Raw genomic sequence first — 19,641 nt, 5'->3', positions numbered from 1 at the left:
GTAACGAATTGAGTTTTCAAACAGATTTAGTCCTAGCAAAAGTTAGTTATCAAATCCGGTAGTAGTACCTAATGTTCTAAAGATTTCCATGTCTTTTTGCACCAATTCTATTTTGTTTAGTGCAGCTTGATAAGCATCAGCCCCTAAAAACAAATGCAAGGCAGGATCAGCTTGATTTGCAACTTCAATCATTACATCAGCAGCTTTTTCTGGATCACCTTGCTGGTTGTTATTGATCTCATTTACGTGTGCATTTTGTACGTCTCTCACATTTTGATAAGCTGCAATTTCATTTTGTGGTTTCGCAATGGAATCGCCTTCTAAAAAGTTAGTACGGAAATAACCAGGCATTACCAAGCTCACGTTAATCCCAAACGGTTTTACTTCGTGGTATAAAGATTCTGTTAAGCCATGCACAGCAAATTTACTTGCGCAATAAACGCCAAAAGCAGGAAATCCGCCAGTGAAACCACCAATAGATGAAATATTAAAGATGTGTCCGTTTTGTTGGGTTCTTAAATAAGGTAATGCTTTGCGAATTACGTTTAGGGAACCAAATACATTTACATCGAAATTAGTTCTAGCTTCGGCATCGGTTAACTCTTCCAAACCGCCCATTTGTCCATAACCTGCATTATTTACAATTACATCAATGCTACCAAAATGTGTTACGGTTTGTTTGATTGCCTTATCTACCTCTACTTCATCAACAATGTTCATTGCTAATGGTAAAAAGTTTGCAGTTTCTGCACCCACCGCTTTTTTCAAAGCATCAATGGTGCGCGATGTTGCTGCTACATTATAACCTTGCGCTAATAATTTCTTAGCCAAGGTAAGCCCTAATCCTTTAGAGGCTCCAGTAATAAACCATGTTTTTCTTGTGTTCATCATTATCATTTTTTATAACACAAAGTTGATGGTATTTTAGCCTGCCTTGTTAGCGCCGTTCAAACAGATAATTGCGAAATTCAAACAATTGACAAGGAGTTTAGTTGTGGAATTGGTTAACTGTCGGAAGTGGTTAACTGGTTAATTGTGGAATTGGTTAACTGGTTAATTGGTTAATTGTTGGAATTGGCTCTCTTCAGTTTCAAATTCTATGATAAATTCTGAGCCTTTATTTGGTTCGCTTTTGATGGAGATTTTACCCCCTAGTGTTTCTACCTGCGTTTTTACCATGAACAAACCAATTCCTTTTCCTTCGGTATGTAAGTGAAACCGTTTGTATAAACCAAATATTTCATCTTCATATTTCTGAAGGTCTATACCAAGTCCATTGTCTCTAAATATTAGGGTAACCATATTACCAGACAGTTCACTAGTTACCTCTATTTGTGGGTTAACGCCATCTCTTTTATACTTAATGCTATTTGCTATCAAATTAAAAAAGACACTGTAGAGGTAGCTTTTCAGTGTAGTGAGGTGATCAATGGCAGAAAAATCGCTCGTAATACTGACGTTTTCTTGCGTAATCATGTTAAGGATACTAGCCTCTACATCTTTTAACAATTTAGATAATTGAACTACGCCCTTTTTCTCACTTACCTCACGTTTAACCTGTAGAATATGATTAAGGTCTTTGATTACATTATCCAGCTTTGTTACATTCAAGGAAAGTGCTTCCATCATTTCTTCTTTTTCTATCTCACTTAAACCAGGTAAATGTAACAGGTCGGTAATACCAATTACATTTGCAACGGGAGCCCTTAAATTATGCGAAATGATATAAGCAAACTGTTCCAAATCCTTGTTTCGCTGTATGATATCAGCAGTCATACTTGTCCGTTCTTGCTCGGCAATTTTTCTTTCGGTAATATCTCTATAAATCACGATGTAAGCGTTTACGCTATCATTATGAAGTAAGTTAGTCATGGTACCCTCAATCCAAATGTAATGTCCTAGTTTATGAATAATTCGGTATTGTATATGTTGTGGAATGCCTGGCGAATCTTTTGCTTTTTGCAAATCCTCTTTAGATTTTTGCACGTCTGCTGGGTACATGAAATCTAAAATTGTTTTACCTTTTAATTCCTCTTTTGTAAATCCTGCACTTCTACCAAAAGAAGGGCTTTGATAAATAACCTCAACTTTATCATTTATTAAAATAATGGTATCGCTAATGTTTTCGATTAGGGCCCTATGTCTTTCTTCGCTCTTTTTAAGCTTCTCTTTTGCCTGTCTACGTTCAGTAATATCGGTTGCAATAACCATGACCCGTGAAATTTCACCATGAAAAACAATAGGTACAAACCTTGAGCGAACTAAACTGCCATTACTCATTGCACTTTCTGATTCTTGAGGCAAACCAGTTTCTAAACAAGCTTTAACAGAGGCTCTGGCTATCTCTCTACTTTCTTCAGGCAAAATTGAAATGCTATCTAATCCAATTAATTCTGCCACGGTTCTACCACCTGGGAATCCTCTATTGATCGATTCGATTTTGAAATCCCTATTAATGATCAAAATGATGTCGGGCGAATTCTCAAACTGTTGTTTAAAAAGTTCGGTTGCATTTTTACGTTCGGTTATTACCTCGGTTAGCATGATGATACCACCAATTTTACCAGACGCTTTATACCATGGCCTTGTTTCCCACCTTATCCAATCTATTTTACCATCTGGGTGAACAAATGAATCTTCTTCCTTTTTTTCTACTGCCCCTTGCAAACAACGTTGATGGCCATCTCTCCAATGCTGAGGGACATCTGGAAAAATCTCATAATGACTTTTCCCCACCAAGTCATATTCAGATGCATTGTTTTCATGCTTCCACCTGTTACTGGTGGCAATGTACCTCATCTCTGTATCAAACATAGCTAATGATGCAGGACTATGTTCAATGAATATGGCCAACTGTTCTTTATGTTTTGCTAATTCGTTCTCTATGCGCTTACGTTCGGTAATGTTGCGGAATGAGCCATCAAGGTGGCTAGGTTTTCCATCAGCATCGCAAATGAGACGAGCATTCATAGAAACAAAAACATCCTCGCCAGATTTTGATTTAAAAGTTACCTCATAATCATCAAATTCTCCATCAGTCCTAATCATTTCCAGTGCATTTGTTCTGTCTTCAAGGTTATAATAGAGACTAGCAGTTGGCTCCCCTATCACTTCTTCTGGAGCATAACCTAAGTGTTTGGTAATGGAAGGACTTACCTCTAAAAGAATACCTTCAAGACTTGTTTGATAAAATACATCTTGAACGTTTTCGAAAATATTACGGTACTTTCGTTCACTTTCCCTTAAAGCTTCTTCTGTTTGAATACGGGCTGTAATATCTCTGGCGATAGCCAAATAACCTATACCTTCAAAAACACGTGTATTGATCTCAACTGCTACCCTTGTACCATCTTTTCTTAACCATCTTTTCTCTAACAAGAGTGTTCTTTTCTGTTCTAGCAGATCGAGTTGTAAGGGTTGTTTTTCTAAATCTTCTGCCGAAAAGAGTTGAGATAAATGCATACTTAACAACTCTTTCTCCGTATAACCAAGCAATTGGCACATGCTATTATTTACTTCAATAAAATAACCTCTTTTATTTAAAAGAAATACGGGATCGCCGGCGTGGCTCAATAAGGATTGGTACTTTTCTTTGTTTTGTTTAAGGTTCTTTATTAATTCTCGAACATTGTTAATTAAATAATAAGAAAAGGCAAAGGCAAGCACTAGGGAGAGGAAGATTAAAAAAATGGATTCTAACAGTGCAGTATCATAAGCATTATTGCTACTTGTATAAACTTCACTACCCACCCTTACTTGCAAAGTAATTAGTCTATTCAATTTAGTGCTAACTGCATTTATTTGAGGATAAAGTTCATTATCTATAAAGGTACTATCATCAAGTAGGTCATCATTTTTTAATACCTCTTTTAGTTTCTGAATAGTTTTTGTTAACTGTTTAATTAAGGCAGAAGATTGTACTGCCAACTTATTTTCTTGAGGGGTGAGGAATGTAGTCATGTAACTAGACCAATCTGCAGCAATAGATTTTTCTGCTTTGTTAATCAATTCAAGTCCTTCGGCATAAGAAATGTCTTTTGTTTTAACCCGCTGTGCGGTCATTAAAATACCAACCGTATAATTGTACTGTGTATGGGTTAGTTGCTGGAGTGGAAATACCCTATCCGCATAAAGCGTTTGCGTTCGCTTATGCATTTTCTTTAGCTCGAGAATCCCATATAAGCCTATGCCAACAATTGCCGTGGTCATAACGATAATGAGCAGGTACAGTTTTTTAGATGCCTTTAGTTTATCTATCATAGTTGCTTGTTGCAAAAACTAATTAAGATATAAGGGGGATGATTGTCTTATATATTTCTTTAGAGTTAATTATGATTAAATATATAGAAAAACTTATAATTATGATTGGGTTTCCTTTTGAGGAAATTATTTTTTTCTTGGAGCTCTAACCACTTCATCTCCCTCCTAGATTATGGGAATTACGCAGATTAGAAATATAGGATAGAATATGCATCATCTGTCAAATCAGCGGGTGGAACTTAGCGGTATCTTTTCCCGCAGATTAAGGGAATTACGCAGATAAAAGAAAAAAACAGCTGCCCCCATCTGCTAAATCAGCTGGTGGAACTTAACGGTATCTTTTCCTGCAGATTGTAGGAATTACGCAGATAAAAGAAAACATAATCAGTGCGAAAATTAATTAAGGCTTTCCTACCTCTAACCTAATCACATCATAACACAATCCGTTTGTTACACTGCCTGCTGGCACAGTAAGTGTAATTGTGTTTTTGCCTTCTTTTAGCAATGCGGCATCAAATTCGAATTTCTTCTCTACCCAAGTGCCTTCAATACCATCACGAATCATGATGGCACCACCTCCACTCAGATCGGTAAAAGGACCTACCTCTATCCCATTCACATTGATACCCAAGGAACGTGCGCCTGAACCAGCGATACCAAAACGAAGCGTTGCATTGCCCTTGCTTAAGTCTTTTGCAGCCATGGTAAAATTAATTTTCCAGGGAGTAGCTCTTCCTTGATCACGACCGTCTGGTTTAAAATCTATATCATGTGGTACGTGATAGATATACCAATCTTTAGCGGGATCAGATTTGCCGACCGTAAAATCTACATCATTGGGGTAAAGCTTGGCATATTCAATATACATTCCCCAATGCCAGTGATCATCTCCTTTAAAGAATTCTTTTGCTGAGCGATTAGGAATACCAATTTCAAAAATCTGCTTACCATACCGAACAGGTTTCCATTCTATGGTTCCTAAGTCGAGTTTCTCTCCTGCTTTAATCGTTACATTAGCAGTTGCATCATAAGCACCTAAAACACCATCGGCAACTGCATGCAATTGGTAAATACCCGGACGAACATTTGGAATACTAAATGTACCATCTTCTGAAGCTTCTGTCCAAAACTCATAATGTTTGGCATCATTTTGCCAATTGATGGCAGGTTGATAAGCGTTACCAGGACGAAATGCTGATTGGTTAGGCGGAAGATAAGTACCACGATTAGCAGGTTTTCCATTTGCCAAAGTATCTCTTTTCGGTGCTGGCTGTTGTTGAGTTGTTCTTTGTTGCTGTGCTAACCTCATTTGTGCCATTGCTGCAGAATCTGCTTGTGGAGTACGCGGTGGACGAACTTTTTCTGCTTCATCTGGAAATGACAATCCTACTAATAAGTTGGAAAATTTACCTTTAACAGCTTGTTGATCTACCAATTTCATTTTGCCTTTTACTACTGCTCGTTCACTGGCAAGCGGATAATCTACTCCTTTTACCCAGACATATGGCCATTGTGCCTGCTCTAGTTTTGCATGCTTTTTGGCATCCGCAAACATGGCATTAGGTTCTAATCCTGTAGGCACGTAGATAAACATTGGCCCAACAACCTTGGTCCAGTATTCCTTATCACTAAAGTTAAGTACGCTACCGCCATAATGTGTTCCTCTCCAATAATTAAGCAAGGTTGGGTCTGCTCCATCGCCATTATCCAAGTGACCGGTTAGTTCAAAATGGTTTGGCCCACTTGAAAGGTATTCGAAGGAAGGGTTAATGATATAAACGCCTACCTTTTCTTTTGTTGATGCCCACCCATAAGCGGGGATTTTAGATTGTTTAGCCGAGTAATCATATTTATGTTCAGCCTTACCTTTAAAAACACCAGTGGTTAATCTGCGTGCTTCTTTCATGTTCAAGTCTTGTCCTTCGTCCCAATCTTTACCTGTAGGCATTAAACCATTTCGTTTTTCATCAATAGACATCCAGTCGAACACTTTACCCGACAGTTTAAAACCAAACCTCGATTCGCCAACGGAACCCGCAGGGTAAGTATCTTGATGGGTAAATATGGCATAGGTATATAATCCTTTAGCGCCACGCTCTAGCGTATAACGGATTTCTAGATCGGCAATGAGGCCACCTGCTTGTCCGGCTGCTGTTGGGTTTTTACCCAGTATAGATTTCCCATCTGAATAGCCTTTCACAAAAACTTCGCCCCGTTGACCATTGGTTACTTTAGGGTCAATGGAAATACCAGCAAGCCTTCGTGCAGCCAATGCAGGGCTTTGCTCCCAATAACCTGCATGATGCCCAGAAACATAGCCCATCAATTCTACGTTGGGGCTAACTGAATTAGCTGTTTTTACAGATATTAAATCGGCTGTTCGTTTATCAATCTTTAAAGTTAGGTAGCCATTAGACATGGTATAAATAAGGCCATCATCGGTAATGGTAACTGGTTGATTGGTTTGCGCTACCGAGCCTAGTGTTAAAAAACAGAACAAGGTTGCAAAACTTAACGATAAAAGATTTTTCATGACAACAATTGGTTAAGCAATAATCCATTGTTTAAAAGAGAAATGCAAGGGTTTGAGGGATTGTGTTATAAATGATACTTGAGTTTGGAGGGCGAATTAACTCACTACTCTGATCCTACTTATATCAAAGGAAATTAGATTAATTTTTTGCTAACAAAACTGCTCTAATCTTTTGAAAAATCTCCTCATTTACATCTACAACAATCCTAGGAGCTGTTGAATTAAGAGTTTCAATCTTTGCAAATAAATATTTTATCTTAATATCATTAAGTCGCTTTAAAAAGTTTTCAATGGGTAAAAATCCACTTTGACCAGAAAAGTAAAAATAACTAGTTTCATTAGGCCGAAACGGAAAACCTAAGAGTACCAGGTCTTCATAAACAGCACGATAGTGCCTTTCCATCTCAGACATATCTATATTGTTTGTTTGCCCTTGCTTGTCAAGAGTCATTTGTATAGCATAATGATAAAGATCGGTTCTATCAAAGCCTTTAGTTAAAAGATCTTGGTACAATATGTCCCATTTGGGGCACCAAGGAGTTGAAGGTTTATCAGTTTCTATCGCTTCGTTCCTAAGCGTATTGTTATGATCAAGCCTATCTTCAAACAAATGAATCTTCGGCTTAAATTCAGCAACTATTTTTTTGCTTTGTAAGGGGCTTTTGGTGTCATTAACAATTACAAGCCTAAGGTTTTTATCTGTCTTGCTTCTGAGTGATAAGATGTTATTGTTTGTTGCAATATCTGTAGAGATAAAATAATTGTTTAAACCAGAATCAACTGTGCTGGGCTTTTGGCTTTTCTCAACTATTTCTTGTAAAAGGTCTTGAATGGCATATATGTGTAGCCACCCCGCCTGAACAAAAATCCTATCATGTTTATTCAATTGTTCTTTAATATTATCGAGCAGAGATGAATCTCTTAAAACACACCAGTAAAATCTTATTTCTTTTAATCTTTCATCCTGGTCAGTTAAAGTTAATTGTTTAGAAAACTCATCTTGTGAAGAGAAATTAACCACTTTTTTAAAGTGTTTTTCAAAAAGTTTGTAATAATAGCTTAGGGCTTTCTGTTCTTCCTTAATGGGATATCCATACATCTCCATTGTACGGATTTTAGCTTTATGAAAATCCTCATAAGAGCTCCATACTGTTGAGGAGTACTTATAATCAATACTCGAGAGCATCATCAGTAAAATATCATCAGATGAGTACCTTTTGTTAAGCCGATAATAACCAACACCCAAATCTAAATCCCAATTTAGTACGGGTATGTTATTTGTTGTGCCATAGAACGAGCAATAACCAACATCATTTGACTTGTTAATTGTTTCATCCTTTGTACTAGAAATGAAAGAGAAATTCTCGGTTAATATAACTTGGGGATTTAATGACTTGAGATTTTCTTCCATTTTAATGAACATCTCATTATTGGGGTTATTATAAGTATGATTTGTTCCGATCAGAATTACACTTTTGTTTTTATAAACAATATGCTTTATGTAAGGAACCTTAATTTGAGAAATAGAAACTGTATTATATTTTTTTAATTGCTGTTTATAAAAATCCTGACCCTGTGCCCAGCTAGGTGTATATAATCCGACAACTAATGCTAGTACAGTTATACTTATTTTATATCTCGTCATCCAAAAGGTTAATTGAAATATTTTGTGAGCATCAATCTTTATCAGATTGATGCTGGTTATTTACTGAAGCAAATGATTATACTTTATAATATTGCTCCCAGCCTTTACGTGGTGGTGGACCCATCAGTAATTGGTTAGCTTTTCTATTATTGGTAATGACTTTTTTCTCTCTATCGAATTTCAATTTATCGCCTGTCCATTGTGCCAAAACACCCAAACAGAATACCTGGCTTAAAGGTCCGGCTATTGCAAACGGAGAACGGGTTTTTTCCTGTCCTTTGCAAGCCAATAAGAAATTAGCGAAGTGATTAGAAGGGCTTTTAGGTACTTGCGGTAAGCTAGCGGCAATCTCTTTTGCTTTTTCTTCTGGAATGATAGATAAAGTGCTACCGTGTGAACCTCCCTTGAAGGTAAGGTCTTTACCATAAATGATCTTCCCTGGATTTAGTTTTGCCGGCTGTATAGCACCTGTACTTGGGGGTGGAATATTAGGATCTAAACCAGAAACCCCATAACCCGCAGGTATAGGCGGCAGGTTATCTACACCATCATACCAACTGATTTCTAATGGTGGCATTTCTCCACGCTTAGGGAATTTGAAGGATAAGGTGGTAGAGGTTGGATAGAAGAAATCATTATGCCCTGTTAATTTCTTCGGTTTTACTTCATAAGGCAAACCAAGATTAAGGAATTCATGTGAGGTATCTAAAATATGTGCACCCCAATCGCCCAATGCGCCCATTCCAAAATCAAACCAACAACGCCATTGTCCGTTCACAAAATCCTTATTGTATTCATGGTTATCGGTAGCCATCTGCCAAATGTCCCAGTCTAAGGTGCCTGGCTTTGGTTGTGCTGGCGGGAAAGTTTTGATCTTTGTATCCCAACCGTGCCAGCGCCTTGGTGAGTTCATGTGTGCCGTGATTGCGGTTACGTCCTTAATGATACCTGCATCTACCCAAGCCTTGTACTGAAAGTAATTGGCTTCAGAGTGCCCCTGGTTACCCATTTGTGTAACCACCTTAGGATATTTCTCGGCAGCTTTCATCATTAGCTCTACTTCATTAAAGGTACGGGCCATTGGCTTCTCTGTATAGACATGTATACCCAGGCCCATTGCCATCATGGTGATGGGGAAATGGGCAAAATCTGGAACACCAATGGATACGGCTTCTATCTGCTTGCCCATTTTATCAAACATCTGTCTAAAATCCTGAAAACGTGGAACATCTGGAAACTGCTTTAAGATTTGTAGTGTTTGTGGTGCGCCCATGTCTACATCACATAAGGCCACAACATTAGCCAAGCCCGTTTTATATAACTCTAGGGCAATTTCTGCTCCTCGGTTGCCAATACCAATAAAGGCAATGTTTACCTTATCATTTGCCCCTATCCACTTGCCGTTTGCCATTAATAAATTAGGCGCAGCAATTGCCGCCGATGCTAGTAAGGCTTGTTTCAAGAATAACCGCCTCGAAGATTCTTTGTTCATTTTGCTAATATTTGGGTGATTTGAGGCCTCAAAATACATAAATTATATAAAAAATTATGCCGCTTAAGATTTAGCAACAACATTGTATTTAAAAAAATACGTTCTTAACACCCGCGAACTAAAAAATCTTATTTAAGGTAAGCTCTTGAAATCTAGAACTCAACCCCTTAAAAATCATAATTAACCAAAAATAGCATATCTTTATTTCACTATACAATTGACAATCAACACAAACTAGTACAGTCATTGCAATGAAGATTAATTCTGCTATTCCTGCATTCCCTGTAATCAACATCCAAAAAGCTGTAGATTTTTATGAGGCAAAGCTGGGATTTATGGCAAGGCATCAGGAGAAATATTTTGCAATTGTTGTTCGTGATGGCGTTGAAATTCATCTTTGGGCAGCTTGCGATAACAGTTGGAAATTTCGTAATATCCTTCTTTTCCTTAAACCTATCTGGAGTGGTTCAGAAACTTTTATTGCAGGAACTGCCCATTGTAGGATGGCAATAATAGGAATTGATGAGCTCCATAATGAATACAAAGAAAAAAAGGTGCTTTATGCTGAACATGATATGATTACTGAACAGCATTGGGGGCAAAGGGATTTTGCTATTCGTGACTACTATGGCAATCTAATTACCTTTTTTGAGGAGGTAATTTAATCAACTTAAGGTAGATGCCGAAGCCTTATTTTTAGAATAAGGTCTATTAAAAAAAAGTCTCTAACTTTCGTTCCATTTTCAAGAACCTTGATCTTATTTTCTCTTACGGAACGAGGATGCTCATGATAATCTGGCACAAAAATTATCTCATTTATTTTATTCTCTTATTTTCAGAGGAACTGGTATTTTCAGGTTAGGATAGCTCCTGCTAACCATTAGCTTCATGAGCATAATTTGTTTTGATTTAAACGTCAAAAAACCAGATTTTCAACAGGAGCTCACGCCAGCACCCACACCACAATCACCGTTCACTAACTAGCTAATTTACCGTTAATTAACGGTACAAAAACAGTCGACTACACCTTTAATCAACAAAAAAAGCCGTGTAAATTCGATTATTAATTACGCTAAAGGGTAATCTACTGATCAAATTTTCTACTTACAACTAGCATCAATGCGGATTCATCATTTCGAGAATCGCTAATGAACATGTTCTCTAAACCCAATAAAAATAATCTAGTTCACATTTAAAATTTAAACACTATGTCAAACTTCAAATTAAATCTTCCCACAGACATTCCTTGGAAACGTATATGCGTAAGCAAGGATATGATCGACCCAAAAATTTGCGACTCTCGTCGCCCAAAAAGATGGAATTCTTCTATTGCTATTTTTCAGTATTCGCCCGAGGAAGAATACCAAACAACCGAAGGTATGCTTATCACCTATATTAAGGTGGCGTGTTCCGTTACTGGCTACCAAGCTGGTCCCGATGAAATTGGCTTGCACAGAGGAGGCTTCGACAATTTCTGGAAAGAAAACGGTGAAGTATTAAAAGATACCATCATGGATTACTACCCATGTTATGGCGCAATCTTGGAAGTAGCTGTTGCCCCAAAAAAGAAAGATACGCCATTAAGCCAGTATCCTTACTTCTCAGATTTCGAACCTAAGAAAAGAGAGCTGTATGAAATTGCAACTGAAACCGGCGAGGTAATGTCGCGTTCACTTAAAAACTTAAGTGTTGGCAAAGGCTCTTCTACCTTAAATTCACACGAAATACTAGATGTAGATCATGGGTTTAGCTTTGGTGCAGAAGGTTCTTATGCAGGTACCGGCGGTGGTTTTAACGTAAGCCGTTCAGGCGAATGGGGAACAAAAGATATTAGTCAATCAGAAACAAACAGTATTCGTACTACCGATCAATCGCAGGAGTCGAGAGAAACACAATCACATACTACGCAAATTTCTCAATTGTATCATCAATTAGACAGTTACCATATGGGCACTAATCGTGCAGTGTTCTTTCTATTACCGCGACCACATACCATTGAAACTGAACGTACTTTTGTAAATGGTCCTCGGAACATTGAAGGTATTCAAGAATTCTTCTTCGTAACCATGCGCCCAAAAGACGTAGAAGAGATATGTGTTGAAGCCTATTTAGAAACTGGCCATATTGCAAAAGTTCCAACCTTAGCCTACGAGGGCGAAATAGAAACCACTGATTCAGTTACCCTAAACATATTATCAAACTTTGATGGAAGAAGTGACGCCGTATTGGATAGCTCTTGGGGCGATGATTCGACAACTTCTATCAAATCGGATTCTATTCCTTACAACCCTCCTGCTGGATGGGAAATTGATTTAAGCAAAGGCAGTGGTGGTTATAATGTTGCCTCTGCAAGCGGAACTGGTTATGGGTATCCTTCGGGAACTTACAACTACAGTGTTACTGAGATCGACCGCAATCATCTTGTGTTGTGGGGCGAAGTGTCCGCAGCATTTCAAGATACTGCAGGATTAAGTGATGGGGGTAAAATATGGACAGGAACGCTAAATGTTACCTTAACGGTGTACTTAAAAAAGGTAAACCCTAAGCAAGTTATTACCGGTTACGAAGAGCATTTGTTTTTAACAGCCCGCGATCTTTGCTGCTGTGAAGACAGTGAAATGGATTTACCATTTGTTGCTTGGGAAAAACCTTTCAAATACATTGATAGCAGAAAGGCTGCTTCAGAAAAAATGATTGGCGATAAAATGTCATTAGTGGAAGCTAATAACATGGGCAAAACGATGTCTCGTGAGTTTATGAAAAGTGGAAATGACATTGATCGACGCTATGACAAAGGCAAGGTAAATATATTAGAAACTCAGTTTGTTGGCAAAATGCTAGCCAATACACTTAAAGATACCAGTCGAGATTTGAAGATCGATAAAGTAAGTCATTTATCGGCAGGGTTAAAAGCAAAAATTACTTCAGTTGTTCCTACTGCTAGTTTATCTAGTGTATTGCAGATGCCGATCCAAATGCAAAAGGAGGTATTTGACTTAAATGATGAAGAAATTAAGAACCTCCGAACTTCACTTACCGCTGCTAATCAATCTATTACCGATCCCAAGCTAAAATGGTTTACAACCTCTCAGCTAAAAGCCTTCGAAAGAACAAAAGCAGAAAAAGTTAAAGCAGCTACTAAAAATAAAAAGTAAACCTACATCATAATCAATCGCCATGGAATTCAATTATTTTTTCGGACCTGATAAATCACCATTTGCAATCTCCGCTGAAGGCAAGATTCAGCAAGAATTAAGTACGCCATTTCATGGTATAATTAGTCGCGGTTTATTAGATCATGGGTGTTCTATTTGGAACACCCATTCGCACCTGCTTGAGTATGGCAATGATGATTTGCTAACTGAAGAATGGATCATACTCAAACAAAATGCTACTCAATGTGGTGTATTAAGCTTCGCTCAATCAACTTTAGCGGCTAAAAAATATGTGGAAACAAATACTAAGGTTGCTAAAGTTGAATTATGGAATATTAAAGAAGGACATACTTCAAGTGTTTGGAAAGTTACACCAGCAAATGAAGAACCCTTTGTTTTAAACATTGCACGTGATCAAGTAGCCGGTGAAGAATTAAAAACACTATCAACTCACTTAAAAAAAATAACCGATGAAGGGGATACTTCACACTTGGCCAAAGTATATGATATTGTGGAAATTGAAGATGAACAGCTACCCATCAAAGTAGTGTTGACTAAAAATGAATGGATTAATGATTCATTTGAAATTCACTCCCGAATAAATTTAAAAACTAATGAGGAGGAGCTACTGTTGGTTGAACGATTTATAACCGATGCCCAAAAACCCGCTGAAATTACTTCAATTCTCGGGAGGGTATTTAACGCTACAGAAACTCAACAAATCAAAAAAGAAATCTTAAATTTTTTAACCCAAGCAACTACTTGCTTATCACATACCCCTGTTATAAATATTAATGATGGCGATGTGGTTTGGAATGGAGAGAAAGCAGTGGTAATTGCAATAAACTAAGGTAAAATGGCAAATTGGTATTATAATATAGGAACAAACGAAGATGGAACAGATAGAACCGTTACGTTTGATAATACGGACTATACAACTGGACAAAGATTTGAAACGGACAATGTTTGTGAAATGGTTCGATTTATTAGGGCTTTACCTGGGAATGCCCGTGAAGAAGAAAGTGGCTTTTTTCAGTCCGTAGAAGAGGCTTCCACCCTTCCTGAAAACAATTGCCCTATTTCATTTTCAACAGATGGCTCAATGCAACCAGTTGTTCCAACACCTTCAACGCCAGTTGAAACTGACCCGATATTAAGCGGTGGTGATGATGGGGGCACACAGGCTGCCCCTAATCCTTCAGTTGCCGGAACTGTTGGTCGTTCTTCTGGCACTGGTGACGGTGGTGATACTCCACCTCCAACCCATGAACCAACCCGACCGCCCGCTGGAGACCCACATCCTACACGGGGTGGCGAGCAACCGCAGCAATCAACCAATGCTGGAGACCCGGTTGATATCTTTACTGGTGCATTTTATTTAGAAGAAACAGATTTAACCATTCCTAATACGCTTTTGCCGCTTAGCTTTACCCGATTATATAAAAGTGGTGCAGCTGCCATGGGGCCTTTGGGCTGGAATTGGGATCATAACTTCAACTTATTTATTCGGGAACTAAATTCGGGCGATATCGCCGTATGGCGAAATTTACATGAAGATATTTTCAAGTTTAATGGCATTGATTTCGAGCCACCAAGAAGTGCCTTTGAAAAACTAGAACCCATTACCGGAATGATACAAGCCTATGAAATAAAACAAAAAGGAGGTGTAGTATTGCATTTTGAACGCCCAGGTAGCTGGCTTGATGGCGAACGAATTCCCTTACTTTGGATCAAAGACCAATACGGAAACCAATTAAAGTTTACGTATGGTGCTGAAGATAAGTTAGCTGAAGTACGAGATGATGATGACCGATTTTTTCATCTCGAATACGATTTATGTGGATTATTAGTTGCCGTTTCCGATCATGCAGGGAGAAAATTTTTGTATGAGCATGACGAGCAAACCATGCAGTTAACCAATGTGCAATCACCACCAATTAGTGACCATCCTAATGGTATTTCTCGAATTTACCACTATGAACAGCCATGGGCGATGCCTGAGTTGAGACATAACATTCTTCGCATTGAAGATGGCCAAGGCAATATTTACGTAGAAAATACTTATGAGCAAGATCCTGCATCAATTAGTTATGCAAGAGTAACTGAACAGTTATATGGCGGCTTTTTATATCAATTTAATTATACGCAATTGCAATACGTACCCGCTAATGTAGTCTACATTAATATTCCGGCTTTACGTGTAGAGGTCATGAATCCCGACTATGGATTAGAAACTTATACTTTTAACTATCGTGGCGATTTATTGGATAGGCGGTACCGCTTGAATAAGGACAAATCGTTTCGCGTAGTGGCTTGGTTATATGAATTTGATGAACAAGGTAATCCTGCAAAAACAACAAGTCCAAATGGTGGCGAGGAAATAAACATTTTTGATTTTGCCAATCCAGATCCCCGCATGAGGAGTAACTTGCTCCAGAAAGAAATTACCGCTGCTTCGGGTTTTCCATCGCCTAGCAGGATAATTTGGAAAGGGAAATATGATCCCAATTATCAGCTATTGATTGAAGAAAAAAATGAAACAAATAAAGTCATCACTTATAAATATGATTCTACTGGTAAGCTTTTGGAAGTAATTCAACCTGATGCAACTTTACCTGATGGCACTACTCAAGTTGCCAAAACAAGTTTCACTTACAATAGCAAAGGGCAAATACTGACGACCGTTTTAGCTGATGGCACCCAGAATGAGAATGAATATGGAAGTATCGGCAATGAAAAAAGCAGGTTAATTAAGTATCGGGCTGATGTAGCTAATTTGAATATTGAACAGCAATATAAGTATGACGCCAATGGATTCACTACGGAAACGATTGACGGCAATGGAAATTCAACCAAACAAATTTATAATGCATTAGGATTGCTTGAAAAAGAGATTCAAGCACCACTGAGCGGAAGCACCACTGAAACCATATTACATTACGATACCGATAAAAAAGTAATCAAATCTGAAAAACCTAAAGGTGCATTCACTGACGCGGTAATTATTGGTAATTTTATCATCGATCAATTTGAAAGAGATGTACTTGGATACCCTACCAAACTGATGCTCAGCAATAATACGGGCGAAGCAAAGATGTTTCATATTTGCAATGATTATAGGGGCTTTCCTGTAGAAACATTAAATCCTGATGGAAGCAAAATAAGAAAAACATTTGATGAAAGAGGCTTGTCACTTATCGAAGAAATTATAGGTATTGATGGTCAAAAAATCACCTCAAAGAAAGTCTATAATCGTTTAGGAAGATTGATTCAGGAAACAAACGCGTTTGGTCTTACTACCAACTATGAATATGACGCTTTTGCTAGGATTAGTAAAACCACGTTACCAAACGGATCGGAGGTTCGCAACAAATGGCTGAAAAACGACTTATTAGAATCCGAAGAAGTAATAGGCGATGATGGCAGTGGAACAATTCGTCAGCTATCCTTTAAATCATATACCTATGATGAAAAAAACAGAAGGATTACTGAAGCTGTAAAAATCTTTACCAATGATTCTTTAGTATTCACTAATTCAACTACTACTCATTTTTATGACCCCTTAGATAGAATAGTTAAATCGATTAATAACCGAGGTGGCGTTGCAACCACCAGCTATGATGGCGTAGGCAGACCAACGGTTACCACAGATGCCGAAGGAAATGAGCAACACAACACCTTTGACAAGGCTGGAAATTTAGTCCAAACTGATAGTCATCATCTAGAGCCTAATGGCAATGTTTCGATACTCACTAAACAATTCAAATACGACTCAAGAAATAGAAGAACTCAACTAATTGAGCCAGATGGTGCTAATGTAGTTTCTGGATATGATGACAGGAACTTATTAGTGCGGCAAACCGATTATTTGGGCATTGTTTTAACCAATACTTTTAATTCTTTCAGCAATAAAACCAGGGAAGTAAAAGACGATGGGGGGTTAGCTATCGTACAACAATGGACATTCGATAGCATGTCTCGTATGGTAAGTTTTACCGACCCAACAACCGAGGTATCTACCTATCAATATGATTCCCTTGGCAGAAACATCCAGATCAATTACCCAAATGGTTTTTCGAGTCGCAAAGTGTACAATGTCAACAACCAAATCATTAAAGAACAAATGGTTAGTGGAGCGGAGTTTGTTTACACCTATGATTTTGCAAATAGAATTTCAAAGATTGAAAACACTGTATCACCGGCACCATTAAATCCAGTAGCAACGCATGAATTTAGGTATGACGGTTTAAATAACGTTCTTGATGCAAACTCTGGTACAGCAACGGTCGCTAGAAGATATGATAGCATTGGTCGTCTTTTATCCGAAACAACCAATGGAATAAACATCGCCTGTAAGTACGATGATGCATCGGGTACTGTTGAAAAAACTTGGCCTGATGGAAGGAAAGAAAAGTTGTCCCATAACCTAAATGGCATCCTTACCACTATTGAAGAAACAACTAATGGAGTACTAGGAAGCGGTAACAGTTTAATTGCCTCCTTTAAAATAAGTGGCCCAAATGCTTTTGGAGAAGCTAGTTACCAAGGCGGACTAACGGTATTGAACACTTACGATGAGCGTAAAAGGCTTACCAACATAGCGATGGTAAGTGGCACTATCAACGAAGTTGTTAAATATCGTTACAACATGGCTGGACTTAAAAAAGTGGAAGCAGTATTGGGTCAAAATCCAAAAATCAGCTATTTTGAATTTGACAATAAGTATAGGCTCGTAGCTACCAAAGATTCGTTTAACGTTGCGATCCCAAATGCGGTTACGCAGGCTGAACATAATGCCGCTATCAATACTGTTATGTTGGCTGCAGCAGTAGCGCCTCATGCTGAAAACTTCTCCTACAACCCTGCCGATGCCCGGACGAAACGTACTGAAACAGGTGTTCCAGATAAAAACTATACTTACCTATCCGGACATAGAATTCAACACGATGGCGTGAATCCTTATACGCATCATCCAGACGGCACTTTAAAATCCGATGGTACATTTAGCTATGTAGCTGACACATTAGGCAGAATAGTAACGATTAAATCGGGCGTTAATACAATTACTGAATTTAGTTATGATGCTTTTGGTAGGCCAAGTGTGGTGAAAGAAACAGGACAGCCTGTAAAATCATATCATTATTTAGGTGGGTTTGTTGAGCAGATAAATGAAAATGGAACAGCACAAAGACAAATCACCCTCCATCCCGGCACCGGTGTGCCAATCGCTTATCATACTGCATTGGGCACGCATTATACCTTGTTCGATAGCCGTAATAATTTAATCGGATTAGCAGAGGTGGGTGGAAACTTAGTAGAAACCTATCGTTATCAATCGTTTGGTGCGCCTACCCTATTTAACGCAACCGGGGTAGCGATTACCAATTCGGCATTTGGTATAGAACCGATATATGGGGGCCAGCGCTATTTAGCCACATCAGGTTTATATCTTTCAAAAAGAAGGCTGATGAACCCGGTTAATGGTTTATTCCTATCGATTGATCCAAAGGGATACGCAGACTCATCATCACTCTACGGCTATGCTGCCCAAGACCCTATCAACAACATAGATCCAAATGGCGCTATTATCCCATTTATCGTCGCTGCGTTCGTTATTGGCGGTGCATTGCTGGGTGCAGGTTATAGTGTTTATGATGCTACAGAACATCCTGACAGATATGAGGGTGCCGCAGGTGTTTGGAGACCATTGGCAAATACCTTTGGCGGGGCTATCATTGGAGGCGCAGCAGTGGTTGGAGGTGAAATGGTCTTAGCAGTTGGAGGTACTGGTATATTCGCTACCGGAGCAACAACCACATCTCTAACAGCTTCACAGGCATTTGTATTATATGGCACTTCAAGTGCGGTTACCGGTGCAATTGGCCGTAATGGCTTTAACAATTTATTTCCAGAATATATCGACCCCGTTTCGTCGAGAACAATTGCGACAGATTATATTTTAGGAGGAGGAATTGGCGCTATCTTAAATCCACTTAGACCCGCAGCAACATGGACTTTGCAAGGTGACAGAGAAGCTATCTTAGAAAGTCGACGAATATGGGGGCAAACCGAAGGTAGTGTATATGCTATGGACACTCCTAATCTTCCGGTATGGAGAGCAACCGGAGGAGGAACAGTTAGCCCTAACTCAGCAATTTTTGAATTTGAAGGTATTAATAATGTTTTTAGGCCTCATGAAATTACTGGACCATTTAGCTTACTAAAGAGGATTTTAGGGCAAAGCAAAGCTCCTTTTGGTGACGTTGCATTTAGCGAGGCTGTTCAAATTGGAGAACGAACAGTTGGGGGTAATCTAATTCCAGTATATCGTTTGTCTGGCGTAAGTGTTCTACCAGGAGAATTTGCAGGGCAGTCTACACTAAGAGCTGCTTCACGCTTATGGGGAAGAAGGGGCTTAGATGCTGTTTTAGGTGCTGGGTTTTTAACAGCACTCGGACTAAACATGATGGATACGACTTCCCACCCTAATGAAACAAGACCTTCAGCAAAATAAATGATATACATAGATGCTGTCGTTAAGATAACTGAAATTTTG

9 protein-coding genes are annotated in these 19,641 nt (G+C 38.5%); 4 read left to right on the top strand and 5 right to left on the bottom strand.

The window, feature by feature from the left end; genetic code table 11:
- Positions 1-42 precede the first annotated feature (42 nt).
- The 5 genes from EZ428_RS05975 to EZ428_RS05955 form a co-directional block, all read right to left on the bottom strand.
- The gene (locus tag EZ428_RS05975) at positions 43-891 is read right to left on the bottom strand and encodes an SDR family oxidoreductase (RefSeq protein ID WP_225871003.1); all 849 of its coding nucleotides are present in this window, start codon (positions 889-891) and stop codon (positions 43-45) included.
- Between the two features lie 162 nt (positions 892-1,053).
- Positions 1,054-4,260: a PAS domain S-box protein gene (locus EZ428_RS05970; RefSeq protein ID WP_131552181.1), complete on the bottom strand. Its 3,207-nt coding sequence runs from the start codon at positions 4,258-4,260 to the stop codon at positions 1,054-1,056.
- Positions 4,261-4,660: 400 nt separating this feature from the next.
- Positions 4,661-6,793, bottom strand: coding sequence for a polysaccharide lyase family protein (locus tag EZ428_RS05965; RefSeq protein ID WP_131552180.1), 2,133 nt, complete (start codon positions 6,791-6,793; stop codon positions 4,661-4,663).
- Between the two features lie 139 nt (positions 6,794-6,932).
- Positions 6,933-8,438 carry a hypothetical protein gene (locus EZ428_RS05960; protein WP_131552179.1) on the bottom strand — a complete coding sequence of 502 codons (1,506 nt, stop codon included), beginning with the start codon at positions 8,436-8,438 and terminating at the stop codon, positions 6,933-6,935.
- A gap of 76 nt (positions 8,439-8,514) precedes the next feature.
- Positions 8,515-9,930 carry a Gfo/Idh/MocA family protein gene (locus EZ428_RS05955; protein WP_131552178.1) on the bottom strand — a complete coding sequence of 472 codons (1,416 nt, stop codon included), beginning with the start codon at positions 9,928-9,930 and terminating at the stop codon, positions 8,515-8,517.
- 251 nt (positions 9,931-10,181) lie between these two features.
- Here EZ428_RS05955 and EZ428_RS05950 point away from each other — a divergent pair, with 251 nt between their 5' ends.
- The 4 genes from EZ428_RS05950 to EZ428_RS05935 all read left to right on the top strand — a co-directional run bounded on the left by EZ428_RS05950 (position 10,182) and on the right by EZ428_RS05935 (position 19,599).
- Positions 10,182-10,595: a VOC family protein gene (locus EZ428_RS05950; RefSeq protein ID WP_131552177.1), complete on the top strand. Its 414-nt coding sequence runs from the start codon at positions 10,182-10,184 to the stop codon at positions 10,593-10,595.
- A 543-nt stretch (positions 10,596-11,138) separates the two neighbouring features.
- A complete protein-coding gene (locus EZ428_RS05945) occupies positions 11,139-13,085 on the top strand; it encodes a hypothetical protein (protein ID WP_131552176.1) in 1,947 nt (648 codons plus the stop codon).
- 22 nt (positions 13,086-13,107) lie between these two features.
- Positions 13,108-13,935 (top strand): hypothetical protein, encoded by an 828-nt coding sequence (locus EZ428_RS05940; RefSeq protein ID WP_131552175.1) that lies wholly within the window; start codon positions 13,108-13,110, stop codon positions 13,933-13,935.
- Between the two features lie 6 nt (positions 13,936-13,941).
- Positions 13,942-19,599, top strand: coding sequence for a DUF6531 domain-containing protein (locus EZ428_RS05935; protein WP_131552174.1), 5,658 nt, complete (start codon positions 13,942-13,944; stop codon positions 19,597-19,599).
- Positions 19,600-19,641 lie beyond the last annotated feature (42 nt).

Origin of the sequence: Pedobacter frigiditerrae (genome assembly GCF_004331645.1) — a bacterium.
Classification (GTDB): domain Bacteria; phylum Bacteroidota; class Bacteroidia; order Sphingobacteriales; family Sphingobacteriaceae; genus Pedobacter; species Pedobacter frigiditerrae.
Note: the sequence above shows the minus strand (reverse complement) of the source record. Positions and strands in the feature narration are given on the sequence as shown.

Coding starts and splice junctions, on each gene's coding strand:
- EZ428_RS05975 (WP_225871003.1), bottom strand. CDS start 891: ATGATGAACACAAGAAAAACATGGTTTATTACTGGAGCCTCTAAAGGA.
- EZ428_RS05970 (WP_131552181.1), bottom strand. CDS start 4,260: ATGATAGATAAACTAAAGGCATCTAAAAAACTGTACCTGCTCATTATC.
- EZ428_RS05965 (WP_131552180.1), bottom strand. CDS start 6,793: ATGAAAAATCTTTTATCGTTAAGTTTTGCAACCTTGTTCTGTTTTTTA.
- EZ428_RS05960 (WP_131552179.1), bottom strand. CDS start 8,438: ATGACGAGATATAAAATAAGTATAACTGTACTAGCATTAGTTGTCGGA.
- EZ428_RS05955 (WP_131552178.1), bottom strand. CDS start 9,930: ATGAACAAAGAATCTTCGAGGCGGTTATTCTTGAAACAAGCCTTACTA.
- EZ428_RS05950 (WP_131552177.1), top strand. CDS start 10,182: ATGAAGATTAATTCTGCTATTCCTGCATTCCCTGTAATCAACATCCAA.
- EZ428_RS05945 (WP_131552176.1), top strand. CDS start 11,139: ATGTCAAACTTCAAATTAAATCTTCCCACAGACATTCCTTGGAAACGT.
- EZ428_RS05940 (WP_131552175.1), top strand. CDS start 13,108: ATGGAATTCAATTATTTTTTCGGACCTGATAAATCACCATTTGCAATC.
- EZ428_RS05935 (WP_131552174.1), top strand. CDS start 13,942: ATGGCAAATTGGTATTATAATATAGGAACAAACGAAGATGGAACAGAT.